Here is a 14,572-nt window from a genome sequence, read left to right as displayed (position 1 = left end):
TTTAGTTAACAGGTAATTCGGTTTTGTTAGTAATTTGTAGTTTTTTAGTTTTGTGCAATTTTTTGACAAGACCATCAAAATACCATTGCACTAAGGGAGCAAAAAGACTATGCAGCCGCATCAGTAAAGACATTTGTAGTTCTGGTGTAATTGCAAAAGCTTTGCTGGTGATTCCTTGTAAAATTTCAATTGCCACTTTCTCTGCTTTCATGATTTGGGCTGATTGTGTAATCAGTTTGGTTTCGGGTGGCTTAGTTTGATTTTCGGTTGCTAATTGGGGTGTATCAGTATCCGGTGGGTAAACAATGGAAATGTCTATATCTGCGGTTTTGAGTTCACCCCGCAAAGATTCAGCTAATCTCCGCACCGCAAATTTACTAGAACTATATGGTGTATATCCATACAATCCAATTAATCCTGCTCCTGAAGATCAGTGATGGCTTTTGCGATCGCTTTTTCTACTTGTTCCCATTGAGATACATCTGCGGAAATGGCTAATATTTGCTGTTCGGAGTATGCCTGTTTTTCGATGAGGGAAAAAATATCTGCGGTGGTTAATAATAAACTAGCTTGGGCATCCCGAACAATTGCCTGCAATCTGGATAGTTTTTGATTGCGTTTAGGCGGATAAGCAGGAACAGCGATAATTCCGGCGGCGAAAAAGCTAACAACAAAGTCTAATCCTGATGGGTAAAGTAGTAAAGCGCGTTCATCCGGTGCAGAGATAGATTGCAAATGAGATGCGATCGCCATGCCGTCAAGTTTATGCTCTAAAATTAATAGTAAAAACGCTTACGATTGCTTTTTAGAATCGGCTTTGCTTTAGTCGGCTTAACCAGAACTCAGGTTAAGTAGAACTTACGTATAGACATTAGTCTCTTGGAAACCAGCTGACATTAGCAGCAAGGATGTGTAAAGTAGTTGAGAGTTGACTACTACTCTTATACTTGACACATCCATCTATGGATAGAAAAACCCGACGCTTTTTGCTGCTTGTTGTTTCTTGTAGTGTGACTGGTGTAATTTTAGGAGGTACTGCCAGTTGGGCACAAAGCAGTCTTTGCTTGCAAGACAGTAAGGTTACGAGTGAGTGCCTGACCCAAGACCCAATTCAAAAGACTCTACAAGGAATGAGTACCGGATTATTAGCCGGGGCTGGCGCTGCTTGCGGTGCAGTATGGCGTCTACGGCATGAAGATTAAAAGCGATAGTTGCGATCGCGTACCCACATACTGATAGGCACTGCGTTACCTTGGGGATCGACTTTAGCTTTCACAACTATGGGTGGCTGCTGTCCTCTTCGATTCCGTCGGGCTTGTCGGATATCGTTGTTAATCTGCTGCCGTTGGTTTTCTGGGATGTAATATGTTTCTAAACCGTAGTTAACAAAGCCATCCTCGTACACACCTTTTAAGGCTGCCTGATTAGCTCTTAAGGAAGTGGGGCGATCGCCAGTCACTCGTACTGGCCTCCAAGCTCTAGGAACACCACTACCAGAGGATATTTGCTCTTGCAAAATCACATATATAGTAGTTCCATCGGGCAATCGTCTGCCACTTCCACGACCTTTGCTAACCAATGTTTCCCAGCCAGGCAGTCTTCTCAAATTGGCAGTACGGGATATGTTGTAATCTAGTGCTAGAGAATTACCTTGCTGTACATTGTTAGGATTTACAGGCGCAGTTTGCAAAATTACTGTCTTGCCCGTCATGTCTGTGTACAGCGCTTGGGCTGGTACTGCCATAATTAACCCTGTTTGGATGAGCAAGGGAGCTATTAACCGCCAAATAGGTAAAGGCTTATTCGATTTTTGTTCAGATGCAATTAGGTAATCCCGAAAAGTTAATTTTTCGGAGAATTCTGCTTCAGGAGACAACGATTTGTTTTTAGATTCAGAAGCGCTACTTTTCATGAGCGTAGTCCTAAAAAGAAGGAGTATTGAGGAGGTTAAAAGTAACAAGATTAGGACTAACGCAGAGAAACTCTAAATTAGGAGTAGAGGGCAGGGGAAGCAGGGGAGGCAGGGGAGCAGGGGGAGCAGAGGAGTACAAGGGGGAAAAATACTGACTCTTGACTCTTGACTCTTGACTCAGCACTTTTCAAGCATTACTTCTTATTTGCAGCAGGTTTGCGGCGTTCAAACCAAAGTCCAGCGCTAATTAAAGCAGAACCGCATAGGACAAAGACGAGGGACTTAAAGAGTAAGTCAGTATCGTACTCCAGCATTCGACTGATAACTTGCAGCGTTAACAATAGCATACCGCCCCAAAAGGAGTTTCTGTTGTTTAATTTCAACCCTTCTTGAATTAGTCCCCAGGCTAATGTTGCTAGAAGTACATTGAAAATAAAAATGCCAAGTTCATCAATCCGGCTGATAGTTTGATGCCAAAAAGGTACTACAACAATGAAGGCAATAAAGGTACTAATGACAGCAGTCGTGAAAATCACTTCGCGGCGAGGAGGGTTATTTCGTTGACGCATCAGAAACAACCATTGAAATACAGCCAAGCCGCTGAGAATCCCCAAATCAATTATCGGCAGAGACTCGAATAAGTTTGTCAAAGTCGTTGGCTGATTATAAGTATAATCAGGAGATTCCCAATTCCAACGAAAAGACAGAACATAAAAGACAGCCCCAAAAGCCACCAACGCTAAATTACGGGCAAGAGTTTGAAACAACCTGTAATTTATGCTGGGGAATAGCAAGTCGTCATAACTCCAGAATAATGCAGGTGGGAGTGCAAAAGCAAAAGATGCCACCCAAGGCGCTACATCAGCATAATTCAGCAGCGGCAGCGGATTGAGGTTAGCTTGTAAGGAACTAACAAAGCAGAATGCTGCTAGACCAAAAATCCAACGCGATCGACAAAAATATGCTAATGGTACAAATAGCAGCCATGACAGCAGAGGCATATGCTGCACCACTAGCCGCGCCCAAGTCGATTCACCTGAAGAGTATAGCAAGTCTTCCAGTCCCGTCCAGTACCCGATTTGCACTAAGATAATTGCCAGAATTCCCAAGGAATTTATGGACAGACTGTAAGCCATGACTAAAACACCCAATCCCCAAGCCAGAAAAAGTTGGGAAGTTGTACCGCTAATATTGAACATCTGGGCCATCAAGGCGAAATTTGCGCCTAAAATGAAAGCGCCTAAAATTAGCAATCCTTCTCCCAGTATGCGTTTACTTTGTTCTGGTTTTTTTCCTTCCGGTTGTCTCCAAGTGTAAAAACCAGTGATCGTAATTGTGAAAAACAAGCTCATTAATAAAATAAACTTGACTTCTCGTGATCCTGCTTGCCAGTTTGCTCCAACAAAGGTAATTATGCCTAAGCATAAAAGTATGCTGCCTATAGCAACCACGATCGCAACGAAGCGATCGCGTGCAGCAGCTTCCAGGTTTTTAAATTGATAACGTTCTGCTATTTGCTCATACAACGAAGAACTAATTAGTCCTTCATCCCTCCACAGTTGTGCCTCTTTGCGTAGTTTTTGCGGAAAATTATCTAAGATCATGACCTACTCCGGTGCAGTGGGGTAATTTGGCAATTGCGATCTGAAAGGCGGTCATTGTATTTTCAGTATGGAGCCAAGTACCTTAATTACATTGTTCTTGTGTAACAGTTTTATTTAGCATTCCAAGACAACACAATTATTTATATATCCACATGGAAAAACCTTCTAATTTATTACTTAAACTCACACGACGTTTGTTTACAAATCCAGATCAACAAGAAAGATTTATTGAGGCTTTAATGAATCCTCAGCCTTTTCAACCAAGTATTCTTTGGTGTCAGGAAAAGCCAGAATTTACCTCTTTTTCAGTGGAAACACCAATGCATTGGCAGCCAGATTTTATAGACCGTCTTTATCTAGGAGAAAAACCTGGTCAGCATCCACTACATGAAAAAGGATATTTCTACTGTTTGGATTTTTCTTCTGTATTTGCTGCCGCTACTTTGTTAACAGTTCCTCAGTCAGTGCGTTTAATTTTTGATATGTGTGCTGCACCAGGAGGGAAAAGTATCTTTGCCTGGAAGGCTTTACAACCAGAATTAATCATCAGTAATGAAGTAATTGGTAAACGTTTAGGAATGCTAATTTCTAATTTGAAGCGTTGTCATATTAGTCCTAGTGCAGTAGTTAATAGAGATTCGAGTATATTTGCAGAATTAATCCCACTTTCTAGTAATTTAGTAATAGTAGATGCTCCTTGTACTGGACAATCTTTACTTGCTAAAGGTGAAAAAGCTCCTGGGTGCTTTCATCCAACAGCGATTAATAAAAGTGCAAATAGGCAGAAACGGATTATAGCTAACTCTGCTAAAATTGTCTCACCAAAAGGCTATCTTGCTTATATGACTTGCACATACTCTACCGAGGAAAATGAGCAGGTTTGTGAATGGTTTTTAGAAAGATTTCCTCACTTTCAGGCAGTGCAAGTAAGCAATTTATTAAAATATCAGTCGCATTTAACTACAATGCCTTGTTATCGGATGTTTCCTCAAGATAGGTTAGGTGCTGGTGCATTTACAGTACTATTTCAAAATACTAATAATGAGACTAAAAAAGTAGATTTTAATGCAATTTCTTCTCAATATATCTATCAAAATCTCAAGAAATTTAGTTAATTGCACCCATAGCAAATATCCAAGCTCATACCGTAAATATTGTGTTTAAAAAAGTACCGTGTTTGTTAATCCTCCTAAAGGAAGACCCCTTTTATACTCTGTCAATTTTATGATTGTCAAAAGCTTGAAAGTTCTGAATGTTAAAAGCTAATGTTCAAATTTTTTACAAATACACACCTAAGAATTAACCATGTCATCTCATCTTTATCTGTAGTTTAAAATCCCTTAAATAAAATTTATATAAAATCCTATGCTTTAAAATAATTCCGGCGATCAAAATTATCTGTTTTATAACCTGATATTAACCAAACAATATTTGGTATCAGATCTTGCCTTTTTTAAATAAAAATTGTACAAAAAACTAAGTTGTACACTTTCTAATTTATATGAGCCGAAAAGTCAGCAAAGTGTTTAAACAGTCTGGGGTAATTCCTTACAGAGTTAAAAATGGCAAAATCGAAATTTTACTAATTTCAACTCGGAACTATCAACACTGGGTAATTCCGAAAGGAGATATTCATAATGGAATGAGTCCACCTGATTCAGCAGCTAAAGAGGCGTGGGAAGAAGCTGGAGTTATTGGACAAGTAGATGCGAATGAACTGGGTACTTATAAGTACCGCAAACGAGGCAGGATTTATCAGGTCAAGATGTATTTGTTACCAGTCGAAACTGTGAGTGAAGATTATCCAGAAGCAAATCAAAGAAAACGGCAGTGGCTAGATGTGAATAAAGCCATCAGACGACTTAAGTTTAGTTCACTCAAACGAATCCTTAAAAGCTTTTTCCAAAGTAAATTAATTTTTGTGCATCTTGATGCTGATCAGATGAATTTTTCTATTGATGTTTACACCCAATGCCCCGAATCTGAGGAAATGCCTTAAAAATGAGCTAGATATATCACTCATGTTCGGTAGCGATCGCTTTTGGGATGTCACCAACACTCGCCAGTTGTATTATGAAGCTAGAACCTTCATATAGCTTACTTTTCACAGAAATAGAGCCACCACAGCGTAATAGCAACTGCTGTACAATCGTTAACCCCAACCCCGCACCACCATAATCTTCAGTTGCTCCTACACGGACTCGATAGAAACGGTCAAAAATTTTGGGAATTTCACTTTCGGCAATACCAATACCTGTATCGCGGAATTCCAATTGAACATAATTGCCATGAACACGGGTACGCACCCATACTCGACCACCATTGGGCGTAAACTTAATACTGTTGTGTAGCAGATTGATCACAATCTGCCTCAGCCCACCACTTACACACCGAACAGCAGGCAGCTCAGTAGGTACTGTGTAGGCTAGCATGATGCCTTTTTCTTGCGCTACAGGCTGATAGGTACTGACTACCCCAGGTACAATATCTGAGAGACGTACCGACTCTAAAGTTGTCTCCTCCAAATTACGCTCTAGTTGCACCAAATCCAATAAACCAGTAATCAAAGAATTTTGGCGATCGCACTGGGTATTTAGCATTTGTAAATAACGTTGTCGCTGCGGCGGTTTGAGATTAGGAGAATTCAACAAAGAGAGTGCTGTTTTCATGTGCGTCAGGGGTGTACGTAGTTCTTGACACACATTATTCAGGTATTCATCCTTGAGTTCCTCTTTACTATGTAGGTTTTGATTTTGCTGCTGCAACTTAGCAGTACGTTCTGCCATGATTTGACGATTAATTTCATCTAATCGCTGGAGTTGTTTTGCCAAAAGTTGATTCATGAGTGCGGCTTCGGGCGCACTTGGGCAAATAAAATCAGCAAGCAACATTGGAAATGATTCCGGCGTAGTCGCCTGTTGAATACCATCTAATACTTGCTGAATAATTTTTCCATCAACAGTAGTTATAATCAGCAATGGCTGGTTTTTTTTAGTATTTGCCTTCCCCAAGATGGGATTTTCACGTTTTTTAAGTGGTCGATGCGCCAAAACTAAACTGCAAAACTGCGGCGACAACACCATCAGAAAGTTTTCCCGCCGCAATTGGCTATTTGCTGGTAGTTGAACGCGGACATGATTAGAGGATGAGGGGGATGAATTAGAATGTTCTGCCTTGTCTTCTCCTGCTTCCCCTATCTCACTGTCCGCGAACTGACAAATATAGATGAGGCTAGACGCACCCACCAAGGATTGATAACGCGCTAATTCTGATTGCCAAATTTTTTCTGGTGGTAGTTTTACCCATAAAGTGGCTACAATCTGCTGCTCAATGAGTAAGTCTATTTGCGCTCTCACCAGTGATAGCAGAGTAGCAGGACTGAGGGACAATGGTTTAGGAGGCGATTGCACTCCCAAAACCAGCTGATAAACAGATAGATCCTTAGTCAGAGAAACATTCATGAGTTAAGTACAATTAAGGAAAAACGAAGAAGGATTAAGGAAAAAATAATACTGTCTTCGATTTTCACCCCTATGTGTACATTTTTGACAAAAAAGCTACCGAAAAAACATAAATTCTGAATTATCTCATGATGTGACTCACTACTTCTGGTTTGATAATTGCCAGTAATTATCAGAATCTACCAGCCACGCGCCCCAATCTTTTGACAAACAATTCGCATTGCTTTACCTGGTGAAGAACTCGCTACAAAAGGAATTTCTCCTTTCTCCTTATCCTCTTCAAGTAGCTGTCCCCCTGTTCCATAAATGGCAATACGATTTAGAAAAAGCCGCGATTCTGTGCATGATGCAGAGAATGTAGTCTCGAATATGCCGTCTCCGTAAAGTCCGTAAAGCTTGTATGTCGTACCACGAATAGTTTTAGTATCCAGAGCGACGCTGTTTCCTCCTTTATCGTGTCCTACGGTGACATATCTTTCAGCATTTTGGGCGTTGGCGTAGCCTCTCTGAAGGAGACTCGCCGCAGTACTACTTAACAAAATAGCGATCGCTCCCAGCCTGCCACCTATTTTAAAAAACATACGCTTTGAAAGTATAAGATTTTCACATTTCTAGCCACAATCAAGAGCTTACGGCACGGTATAAGCACCGAAATAAAGTATTATACGTGCTTTTCTTCAGTGATGTTACTTATTGTGGATTGGGGATTGGGGAAGTTTTCCTAATGCCCAATCCCGTGCGATCGCGCAATTAACCTTGTATTTTCAGTCTTTCTTGTAAAGCATCACGCGCGTGTTCTCGGTCGTCAAAGTGGATTTTTTCTGTGCCAAGAATTTGATAGTCTTCGTGACCTTTACCAGCAAGTAATACCCCGTCACCAGGTTGTGCTTGTAAAATAGCGGTACGAATGGCAGTAGCGCGATCGCCATTCACAATTGGCTTTACTGTCTCAGGAATTCCCGCCAAGATATCTTGTAAAATCCGTTCTGGGTCTTCAGTGCGGGGATTATCAGATGTCACCACTGCTACATCAGCTAAATCAGCGGCGATTTTACCCATTTTTGGGCGTTTAGTGCGATCGCGATCGCCTCCACAGCCAAACACACAAATCATCTTCCCAGGTATAAACGGACGTGCGGCTTTGAGTAAATTCTCCAAACTATCCGGCGTATGGGCATAATCTACAATCACACTAATATCTTGCTCAGGAGTAATTTGCACTCGTTCCATTCGTCCGGGAACTCCCGGAAACTCAGGTATCACAGATACGAGCAACTCTAAATCTAGCCCTAAGTGTAAAACTGCTCCTACCGCTGCCAATAAATTTTCTAAATTGTATTGCCCAACTAAGGGAGAACGAAAAGCCACATTACCCTTTGGTGTATGCAAAATCCCGCTAACACCATTCGGCTCATAGCTTAAATCACTCATCCACAAATTAGCACTATTGTTGTTGACACTATAACTCCAAACCTGATCTGCATTTAACGACGCAATTAATCGCTTACCGTAGGTGTCATCAGCGTTAATTATTGCCCGTCCCTTAAGATAATCAGGACTAAACAACAGCGCTTTAGCAGCAAAGTAATCTTCCATATCGCTGTGATAGTCTAGGTGGTCTTGAGTGAGATTGCTAAACACCCCCACCTCAAACTGACAACCCAAAACTCGACCTTGCGCTAAAGCGTGGGAACTGACTTCCATCACCCCAAACTCACAACCAGCATTCATAGCTTCTGCTAACTGCTGTTGTAATTCCACCGCAAACGGCGTAGTGTGAACAGCAGTCTGCTCAAAACCAGCCCAGCGAGTGTAGAGAGTTCCCATCAAAGCTGTAGATAGATTGGCTTTGGTGAGCAGATATTCAATTAAGTGAGTAGTTGTAGTTTTGCCATTAGTACCAGTTACACCTACTAGCTTGAGTTTTTGCCCTGGATAACCGTAAAAAGCACTAGCTATCTGGCCACAAGCTTTAGTCATATCCGTAGCACTGATGACCAAAGCCTCAGCCGTGGGAGGAATTTTCTGAACAGCTTCGGGAGAGATAATCGCCGCCACTGCACCCGATGCGATCGCACTTGGCCAAAATTCCCCACCATCTACCCGCGTTCCTGGCATCCCAATAAACAAATCTCCCACACTGCAAGCATGAGAATTCGTCTTCAATCCCTTAACTTCCACATCCTCCAAAGCAGGATGGCTAGTTAATTGCTCAACACTGTCTACCGCTGCAAGTAATTCCCGCAATTTCATCTTGTGAACCTCGTCACACATTTCTATTGCGCTTATTCTGCATTATTTTTTTTCTAATTGGATAAATACTTACGCAACATTTGCTCTAACTGCTGCACACTAGCACGTGGAGAAGGACGCGGCAAAGGTTCCTCACTCAATCCTCCCTCCGCACACATGGTGTCTCTACGGTTCGATAAATAAAGTACCGGCACTTCATACTGATACGCACCAAACCAATCTTCACGAGTCGTAATATCCCGAATTTCCAACTCAAAACTGAGATTTTGAATTTGTTCTAACTTTTCCTGCAAGCCCTCACACAAATGACATCCAGGTTTACTGTATAAAATTAATCGCATTTGCTTCAACTAATTTTGAGATTGATTGATCGCATCTCTACAAGTCATGATAAGCGTAAATTCGATAGCTGTATCTTCCACGCGTAATTTGAAATTGGTCATAGGTTTTAGTTAAACTGCCTCAAAATAGAGTCATTGCCAAGGAGACATACTTGTTATGACTCAAGTCAAATCTCAAATCACATTACAAGAATTCCTCGCACTACCGAAAGGGGATATCACCTACGAATTAGTTGATGGCGAAGCAAAACCTAAAATACAAGCAAAAAAGAAAACGTAGTCAGTTGCTAGCAATCTCGGCAGATTTTCTATTTGAGTGAATTCACAGGCAATCAAGTCGAGCCAAGTAGCTTAAAAGTCGGCTTATGGTAGTATGACGACATCACACCAAAGGGGGCAGGGAACATCACCCATCATTTACCTCCAAAAGCCGCCTTAACTCCTGCTTTAAAACCTCCGGATCTGGCAAATAAAGTTGATATCTTGACACAAAAAGCTGATTAGAAATACCACCCGTCGCATACTCAACCAAAATCTCATCCTTATCTCGCGCCAACACAATCCCTATCGGCTCGTTATCATCCTCCATATTCTCCTCAGCGCGAAAATAATTTAGATACATATTCATCTGTCCAATATCCTGATGACTTACCGCTTGCGTCTTCAGATCGATTAAGACAAAACACTTGAGAATGCGATGATAAAACACCAAATCCACAAAAAAATGCGTGTTGTTTAACGTAATTCGGTATTGCTGCCCAATAAATGCAAACCCCTTGCCCAACTCAAGTAGAAACTTTTCCAACTGAGCAATTAAACGATTTTCTAACTCACTCTCACGATAATTGCGGTCTGGTAAATCCAAAAACTCGAACACATAAGGATCTTTGACCACATCCCGCGCCGACTCGATCCGTTGCCCATCCTTAGCCAGTGCCAAAATCTCTGCCCCATCCTTACTCAACGCCACCCGCTCAAACAAAGCCGAATCCTTCTGGCGTTTCAACTCCCGCACACTCCAGCGATCTTGGATGCACTGCTGCTCATAAAATGACCGCGCCAAATCATCGGAAATAGCTAAAAGCTCCGTATAGTGCGACCAACTCAATTTGCCAGACAGTGTTTGGCAATTCTCATAGTTCAAATAAAACAGACGCATATACTGCAAATTAGAACGGCTAAACCCCTTACCACCCACGCTGCTGCTTCATCTTTTACAGGCGTTTTCTGAACACCTGGCCTCAAGCTTAGTTTTTGTGATTTTTTAACTTCTGCCATGATTCGTTTCCTCTCTTGCTTCTAATATTTCCTCAACAACAGCTCGTACTTCATCACTGGCAGCACTTTTCGGGGCAGCCTCCAAAACAGTACTCCCAATGTTCAAACACTCAGCAAATGCTACCCTTTGACTGATCTGTGCTTTTAGCACTGGAAAGGGGTATTCTCCTAAAACTTCAGTTACTTCTCGTCCAAGATACTTACGCAGCATTGGCTCCTGAAACCTTTATCAATTAAGCTTTTTAGCTTGAATAGTAAACTTTTTCTTACTTTTATTTCTTACTTTCAAGAAATAGCATCACTATTTATTTCATTAATAGAACATTGCATAGAGTTAAATCTATGTAACTACTCTCTCAAGAGATTACAACAAATAACTTTATTCGCTAGTAAGATATGCTTGGTAAACAGTCTGATGATACTTATGCAAGTCCTACACAGTTAAGGCGATCGCCGGCTCAAGCTATTGGCTTCTTGCCATATTTATCAAATAGGTCATTTAACGCTTCAGCTAGCAAGGCTTGAACTGTGGTGTCTTGTTCCAGCGCCAATTGCTTTAACTGCTTAGATACAGCTGGGTCAAAATGACCAGCGATCGCTTTTTTCCCCTGTCTGCTTGGTGGTAACTCCGGCTTATCAGCAGCCTGCAATTGAAAAGAAGACCGTTCATTGGTCGCTGGTTTTCCAGATGCAAGTTGTAGAGCGTCTGCAAGATTCTTTTTAGCCATATCTATATAATATATGTCGTGTATTTTCAATTAATATTACAAGTAGACTTGTGTACAAGTTTAAATGTTTATATTTCTACTTGTTCACACATCCACTTGTAAAGTTGTTGGATTTCTTCAGCAGCCCTACCCGAAGGTTCATATTCCTGAGCTGTTTGTCCTGCTGTCAGGCTATGCACAAATGCAGCTCGTTGTCCTACTTGAATAGGGGCGACTGCAACTTCATAGGTGGCAATCGCAAGAGTGGCCTCACTTGCTGAGGAACCGCGTGGAGGGACAGCATTGAGAACGACAGTTGCAGTTTTCTTGGCCAGGTTTACTGGGTCAATGCTATCGCTGATTGCTCTTAAATCAAGAATTGCAGGGCGACAGGGAATCAAAATTAAGTCAGCCGCACGGATAGCTGCCAATGCTGCGGTTTCCGAGTGCGGTGCTGTATCAATAAAAACTATATCTGCTCCATTATTAGCGGCTGCTTCTAAAACTTTTGGCAGACGGGCAGCTTGTGCTGATACGACTGTTGGAGCTTCAAAGGTTCTACTGTCCCCCCAGCCAGTAGCCGAAGCTTGTGGGTCTAAGTCGATAATCGCTGTTGAGAAACCATCAATAGTGGCAGCAACAGCAAGATGCACTGCCAGGGTTGTTTTGCCTGCAACGCCTTTTCTCGAAATTATGGCGATTGTTTTCATGTAGATAAGATTACATATAACAGTGTTTACACGTTAATATATTTAAATGTTTACAAGTTGACAAGTTTATTTGTGGACAAGTTGAAAGCGTGCGACCTGGACAAGAATTTATCAGTAAGCTGAAAAATAAGCGATTAACTTGAATTAGATGATGTTAAAGCTATGAACAGTCAACCAAAATCTGTTGTGAGTGATTTAGAACAAGCCCATAGTCAGGATATTGAAACAATTACCCGTTTGTTAGCGAAGATTTCCAACCGTAGTCCATCGGAGATTAAACCTCACTTGAACACCATGCTATTGCAGCTGGTGCAACCATCAACAGAACGCCCTTTCTATGAAACTGCAACAGCATCGGAGTGGGTAACAGCTTTCCGGGAATGGGCAGCAAGTCACCGCCATGATGCACCTCCCCTTTCGGACTATGCGGTCAGCCGGTCAAGTATGTATGAGGACGAGAGGCTCTAGTGGCTTATCTGCTTGACACCAATGTTCTGCTGCGGAGCGCAGACCCTAACCACCCAATGTACAACGATGCGACCAATGCAATTTCCTTGCTGCGGAATCAGGGGGAAACGCTCTGCATCGTACCGCAGAATCTCATCGAGTTTTGGAACGTGTATACCCGTCCAGCTAATAAAAATGGGCTGGGTCAACACTGCCTCTGAAGCCTTTGAATGACCATTTTTTATAAAAATAAATTTTTTCTTGATCATCAACTTTATTTGCTTCTGTTGGGTTTTCGGACAATAACTTAAGTTCCTTTAGCTGAATAGCCAATCCGTCATTATATAAATTGTAATATTCTCCAATTTTATTAAAATCAATTAGTAAATCTTTAAATCAAAAAGTTGTTTCTCTGCCGTCGTTAGACATAGGTTTATTATTTAAATTTCAACAAATATTTAAATAATAAATTTTACTGTCGATTAGTTTATTTGAATTTAAACATAAATTAATGGAATTTAAATTTGTTTATTATAAATTTTGAGTGTATTTCACTGGCTTAATTCTTGCCGTATAGAATCTGGTGTATCCATGTCGTGATAATCTCCTTTTCCGCCAACGAGAGCGATCGCGATTTGGGCGCGCTCGGTGGCTGAATGCCTTATACTCGGTGCTTTCGCTGCGATGTCGTCATACTATCATTTACCGACTTCAGGGCGACTCACATTTAATTGCAAACTAACCTGTTAAATAAAGACACAGAAATAATCGTTGTATTTACCAAAGTTTGCGCCTGATTAAAATCAGAATTCCCCGTAATCAAAAAATCTGCTTCGGCTGCTATAGCACAAGCTAAAAACTTTGCATCTTTTGTGTCTATTGGAAAATCAATTGACACATTGACATCAATTAGCGTCGCAAATGTATCAATAATTTCAAACCATGATGCTCTCACTTCATCTGTCAACTTAAACTTAGGGCGACTTAATACCTCTTTATATTCCGCTACAATTTCCAATGAAACAATCCATTCCCAGTCGGGATTATCAAAAATAAACTGAATAACTGCTCTTGGTACTCTACCCTTAAGGACAGCAGAAACTAAAACATTCGTGTCAATAACAACTTTTATTCTCCGCGTCGGTAAGCTTCAATCTCTGCTGCTATTTCGGCTTTGCTAATATCTTGTACTCCTGGTATTGACTGTGTTTTATCAAATAAATCTATCAGCTTTTTACTAATAGATGCTCTGGGGTTCTCCTCAGCTAAGATAATTATTTCTACTCGCTGTCCTGCTTGAAAAGGTAAATCAAATAATATTACTTGCTTTGGATCTGTAATGGTGATGTATTTTTTGTAAACGTTCATAATTCCTTACTGACTTAAAAAACTAAAGTGGAAATAGCATTTTCTTTCTGCTGCTCTGTCACACCCAAATATCGCTCCAGGGCTGCAAGTGAACGATGACCACTGATAGATTGAATGTGCCGCAAGGGAACCCCGGCATCACTTATCCACGTTAACGCCGTTCGCCGGAAGCTGTGGGAAGATATTCCCTTCTCGTACAAATCTACCCGCCGCAGCGCCTCACGTAATATTCGGTCAGCGCTAGCCTTATGAATATGCCCCAACCCGTGACGACCGGGGAACAAGTGGGGATTTCTCCCTTTTAGCTCAATGCTATAAGACTCTAAAAATTCCTTCAATTTGGGATGTACCTGAATTTCTCTGGTATCCTGCCCCACCTTAGTGTTGTAGGGTAGCCGCCGAGATACGGATACCGTTGGCGAATTCCCCAAACAGCTAAACTGAACCGATTAGTTCAGCAATGAAACGATTGAGAACCTTCTGAGCAGTTT

The 14,572-nt window shown here is 41.4% G+C and carries 20 protein-coding genes and 1 pseudogene; 5 read left to right on the top strand and 16 right to left on the bottom strand.

What is annotated here, in order from left to right; all coding sequences use genetic code 11:
- Position 1: 1 nt before the first annotated feature.
- Positions 2-406: an SDR family NAD(P)-dependent oxidoreductase gene (locus HCR01_RS38965; RefSeq protein ID WP_226889547.1), complete on the bottom strand. Its 405-nt coding sequence runs from the start codon at positions 404-406 to the stop codon at positions 2-4.
- A gap of 5 nt (positions 407-411) precedes the next feature.
- Positions 412-753: a hypothetical protein gene (locus tag HCR01_RS38960; RefSeq protein ID WP_226889546.1), complete on the bottom strand. Its 342-nt coding sequence runs from the start codon at positions 751-753 to the stop codon at positions 412-414.
- Between the two features lie 209 nt (positions 754-962).
- On the opposite strand from HCR01_RS38960, the gene HCR01_RS22435 reads away from it, so the two are divergent.
- Entirely contained in the window at positions 963-1,202 is a 240-nt protein-coding gene (locus HCR01_RS22435; protein ID WP_191755900.1) for a hypothetical protein, read from the top strand.
- Here the strand turns inward: HCR01_RS22435 and HCR01_RS22430 are convergent.
- Both HCR01_RS22430 and HCR01_RS22425 read right to left on the bottom strand, forming a co-directional pair.
- Positions 1,199-1,912: a GDYXXLXY domain-containing protein gene (locus tag HCR01_RS22430; RefSeq protein ID WP_193198325.1), complete on the bottom strand. Its 714-nt coding sequence runs from the start codon at positions 1,910-1,912 to the stop codon at positions 1,199-1,201. The two genes, HCR01_RS22435 and HCR01_RS22430, sit on opposite strands and share 4 nt — an antisense overlap.
- A 194-nt stretch (positions 1,913-2,106) precedes the next feature.
- Positions 2,107-3,516 (bottom strand): DUF2157 domain-containing protein, encoded by a 1,410-nt coding sequence (locus tag HCR01_RS22425; protein WP_193198324.1) that lies wholly within the window; start codon positions 3,514-3,516, stop codon positions 2,107-2,109.
- 152 nt (positions 3,517-3,668) lie between these two features.
- Between HCR01_RS22425 and HCR01_RS22420 the strand changes: the two genes are divergently transcribed.
- Both HCR01_RS22420 and HCR01_RS22415 read left to right on the top strand, forming a co-directional pair.
- On the top strand, positions 3,669-4,631 hold the full coding sequence (locus HCR01_RS22420) for an RsmB/NOP family class I SAM-dependent RNA methyltransferase (RefSeq protein WP_193198323.1): 963 nt from the start codon (positions 3,669-3,671) through the stop codon (positions 4,629-4,631).
- A gap of 386 nt (positions 4,632-5,017) precedes the next feature.
- Positions 5,018-5,515 (top strand): NUDIX hydrolase, encoded by a 498-nt coding sequence (locus HCR01_RS22415; RefSeq protein WP_193198322.1) that lies wholly within the window; start codon positions 5,018-5,020, stop codon positions 5,513-5,515.
- A 16-nt stretch (positions 5,516-5,531) separates the two neighbouring features.
- Here HCR01_RS22415 and HCR01_RS22410 read toward each other — a convergent pair whose 3' ends face one another.
- From HCR01_RS22410 to HCR01_RS22395, 4 genes are all read right to left on the bottom strand, one after another.
- The gene (locus HCR01_RS22410) at positions 5,532-6,977 is read right to left on the bottom strand and encodes a DICT sensory domain-containing protein (RefSeq protein ID WP_193198321.1); all 1,446 of its coding nucleotides are present in this window, start codon (positions 6,975-6,977) and stop codon (positions 5,532-5,534) included.
- A 179-nt stretch (positions 6,978-7,156) separates the two neighbouring features.
- Positions 7,157-7,558 (bottom strand): hypothetical protein, encoded by a 402-nt coding sequence (locus HCR01_RS22405; RefSeq protein ID WP_193198320.1) that lies wholly within the window; start codon positions 7,556-7,558, stop codon positions 7,157-7,159.
- A 169-nt stretch (positions 7,559-7,727) separates the two neighbouring features.
- Positions 7,728-9,230, bottom strand: a complete 1,503-nt coding sequence (locus HCR01_RS22400) for a UDP-N-acetylmuramoyl-L-alanyl-D-glutamate--2,6-diaminopimelate ligase (protein ID WP_193198319.1) — start codon at positions 9,228-9,230, stop codon at positions 7,728-7,730.
- Between the two features lie 53 nt (positions 9,231-9,283).
- Positions 9,284-9,571 (bottom strand): glutaredoxin family protein, encoded by a 288-nt coding sequence (locus tag HCR01_RS22395; RefSeq protein WP_193198318.1) that lies wholly within the window; start codon positions 9,569-9,571, stop codon positions 9,284-9,286.
- Between the two features lie 157 nt (positions 9,572-9,728).
- Between HCR01_RS22395 and HCR01_RS22390 the strand changes: the two are divergent.
- Positions 9,729-9,833 (top strand): annotated as a pseudogene (locus tag HCR01_RS22390) (Uma2 family endonuclease); the annotation flags it as partial.
- Positions 9,834-9,977: 144 nt separating this feature from the next.
- Here HCR01_RS22390 and HCR01_RS22385 read toward each other — a convergent pair.
- The 4 genes from HCR01_RS22385 to HCR01_RS22370 all read right to left on the bottom strand — a co-directional run bounded on the left by HCR01_RS22385 (position 9,978) and on the right by HCR01_RS22370 (position 12,266).
- Positions 9,978-10,769, bottom strand: a complete 792-nt coding sequence (locus tag HCR01_RS22385; protein WP_320073156.1) for a PDDEXK nuclease domain-containing protein — start codon at positions 10,767-10,769, stop codon at positions 9,978-9,980.
- A gap of 66 nt (positions 10,770-10,835) precedes the next feature.
- Complete coding sequence (locus tag HCR01_RS22380) at positions 10,836-11,060, bottom strand: hypothetical protein (protein WP_226889545.1); 225 nt, start codon at positions 11,058-11,060, stop codon at positions 10,836-10,838.
- A gap of 247 nt (positions 11,061-11,307) precedes the next feature.
- The gene (locus tag HCR01_RS22375) at positions 11,308-11,577 is read right to left on the bottom strand and encodes a ribbon-helix-helix domain-containing protein (RefSeq protein WP_193198317.1); all 270 of its coding nucleotides are present in this window, start codon (positions 11,575-11,577) and stop codon (positions 11,308-11,310) included.
- Between the two features lie 68 nt (positions 11,578-11,645).
- Positions 11,646-12,266 carry a ParA family protein gene (locus HCR01_RS22370; RefSeq protein ID WP_193198316.1) on the bottom strand — a complete coding sequence of 207 codons (621 nt, stop codon included), beginning with the start codon at positions 12,264-12,266 and terminating at the stop codon, positions 11,646-11,648.
- Between the two features lie 162 nt (positions 12,267-12,428).
- On the opposite strand from HCR01_RS22370, the gene HCR01_RS22365 reads away from it, so the two are divergent.
- Positions 12,429-12,734 carry a hypothetical protein gene (locus tag HCR01_RS22365; protein ID WP_193198315.1) on the top strand — a complete coding sequence of 102 codons (306 nt, stop codon included), beginning with the start codon at positions 12,429-12,431 and terminating at the stop codon, positions 12,732-12,734.
- Here the strand turns inward: HCR01_RS22365 and HCR01_RS22360 are convergent.
- The 4 genes from HCR01_RS22360 to HCR01_RS22345 form a co-directional block, all read right to left on the bottom strand.
- Positions 12,731-12,922, bottom strand: a complete 192-nt coding sequence (locus tag HCR01_RS22360; protein ID WP_193198314.1) for a hypothetical protein — start codon at positions 12,920-12,922, stop codon at positions 12,731-12,733. The two genes, HCR01_RS22365 and HCR01_RS22360, sit on opposite strands and share 4 nt — an antisense overlap.
- Positions 12,923-13,440: 518 nt before the next feature.
- Positions 13,441-13,833, bottom strand: coding sequence for a putative toxin-antitoxin system toxin component, PIN family (locus HCR01_RS22355; protein ID WP_320073158.1), 393 nt, complete (start codon positions 13,831-13,833; stop codon positions 13,441-13,443).
- 8 nt (positions 13,834-13,841) lie between these two features.
- Positions 13,842-14,081 carry a hypothetical protein gene (locus HCR01_RS22350; RefSeq protein ID WP_193198313.1) on the bottom strand — a complete coding sequence of 80 codons (240 nt, stop codon included), beginning with the start codon at positions 14,079-14,081 and terminating at the stop codon, positions 13,842-13,844.
- Between the two features lie 14 nt (positions 14,082-14,095).
- The gene (locus tag HCR01_RS22345; RefSeq protein ID WP_193198312.1) at positions 14,096-14,512 is read right to left on the bottom strand and encodes a tyrosine-type recombinase/integrase; all 417 of its coding nucleotides are present in this window, start codon (positions 14,510-14,512) and stop codon (positions 14,096-14,098) included.
- Between the last annotated feature and the right edge of the window lie 60 nt (positions 14,513-14,572).

The sequence above is a fragment of the Nostoc sp. MG11 genome (assembly GCF_014904695.1).
Lineage (GTDB): Bacteria > Cyanobacteriota > Cyanobacteriia > Cyanobacteriales > Nostocaceae > Komarekiella.
Note: the sequence above shows the minus strand (reverse complement) of the source record. Positions and strands in the feature narration are given on the sequence as shown.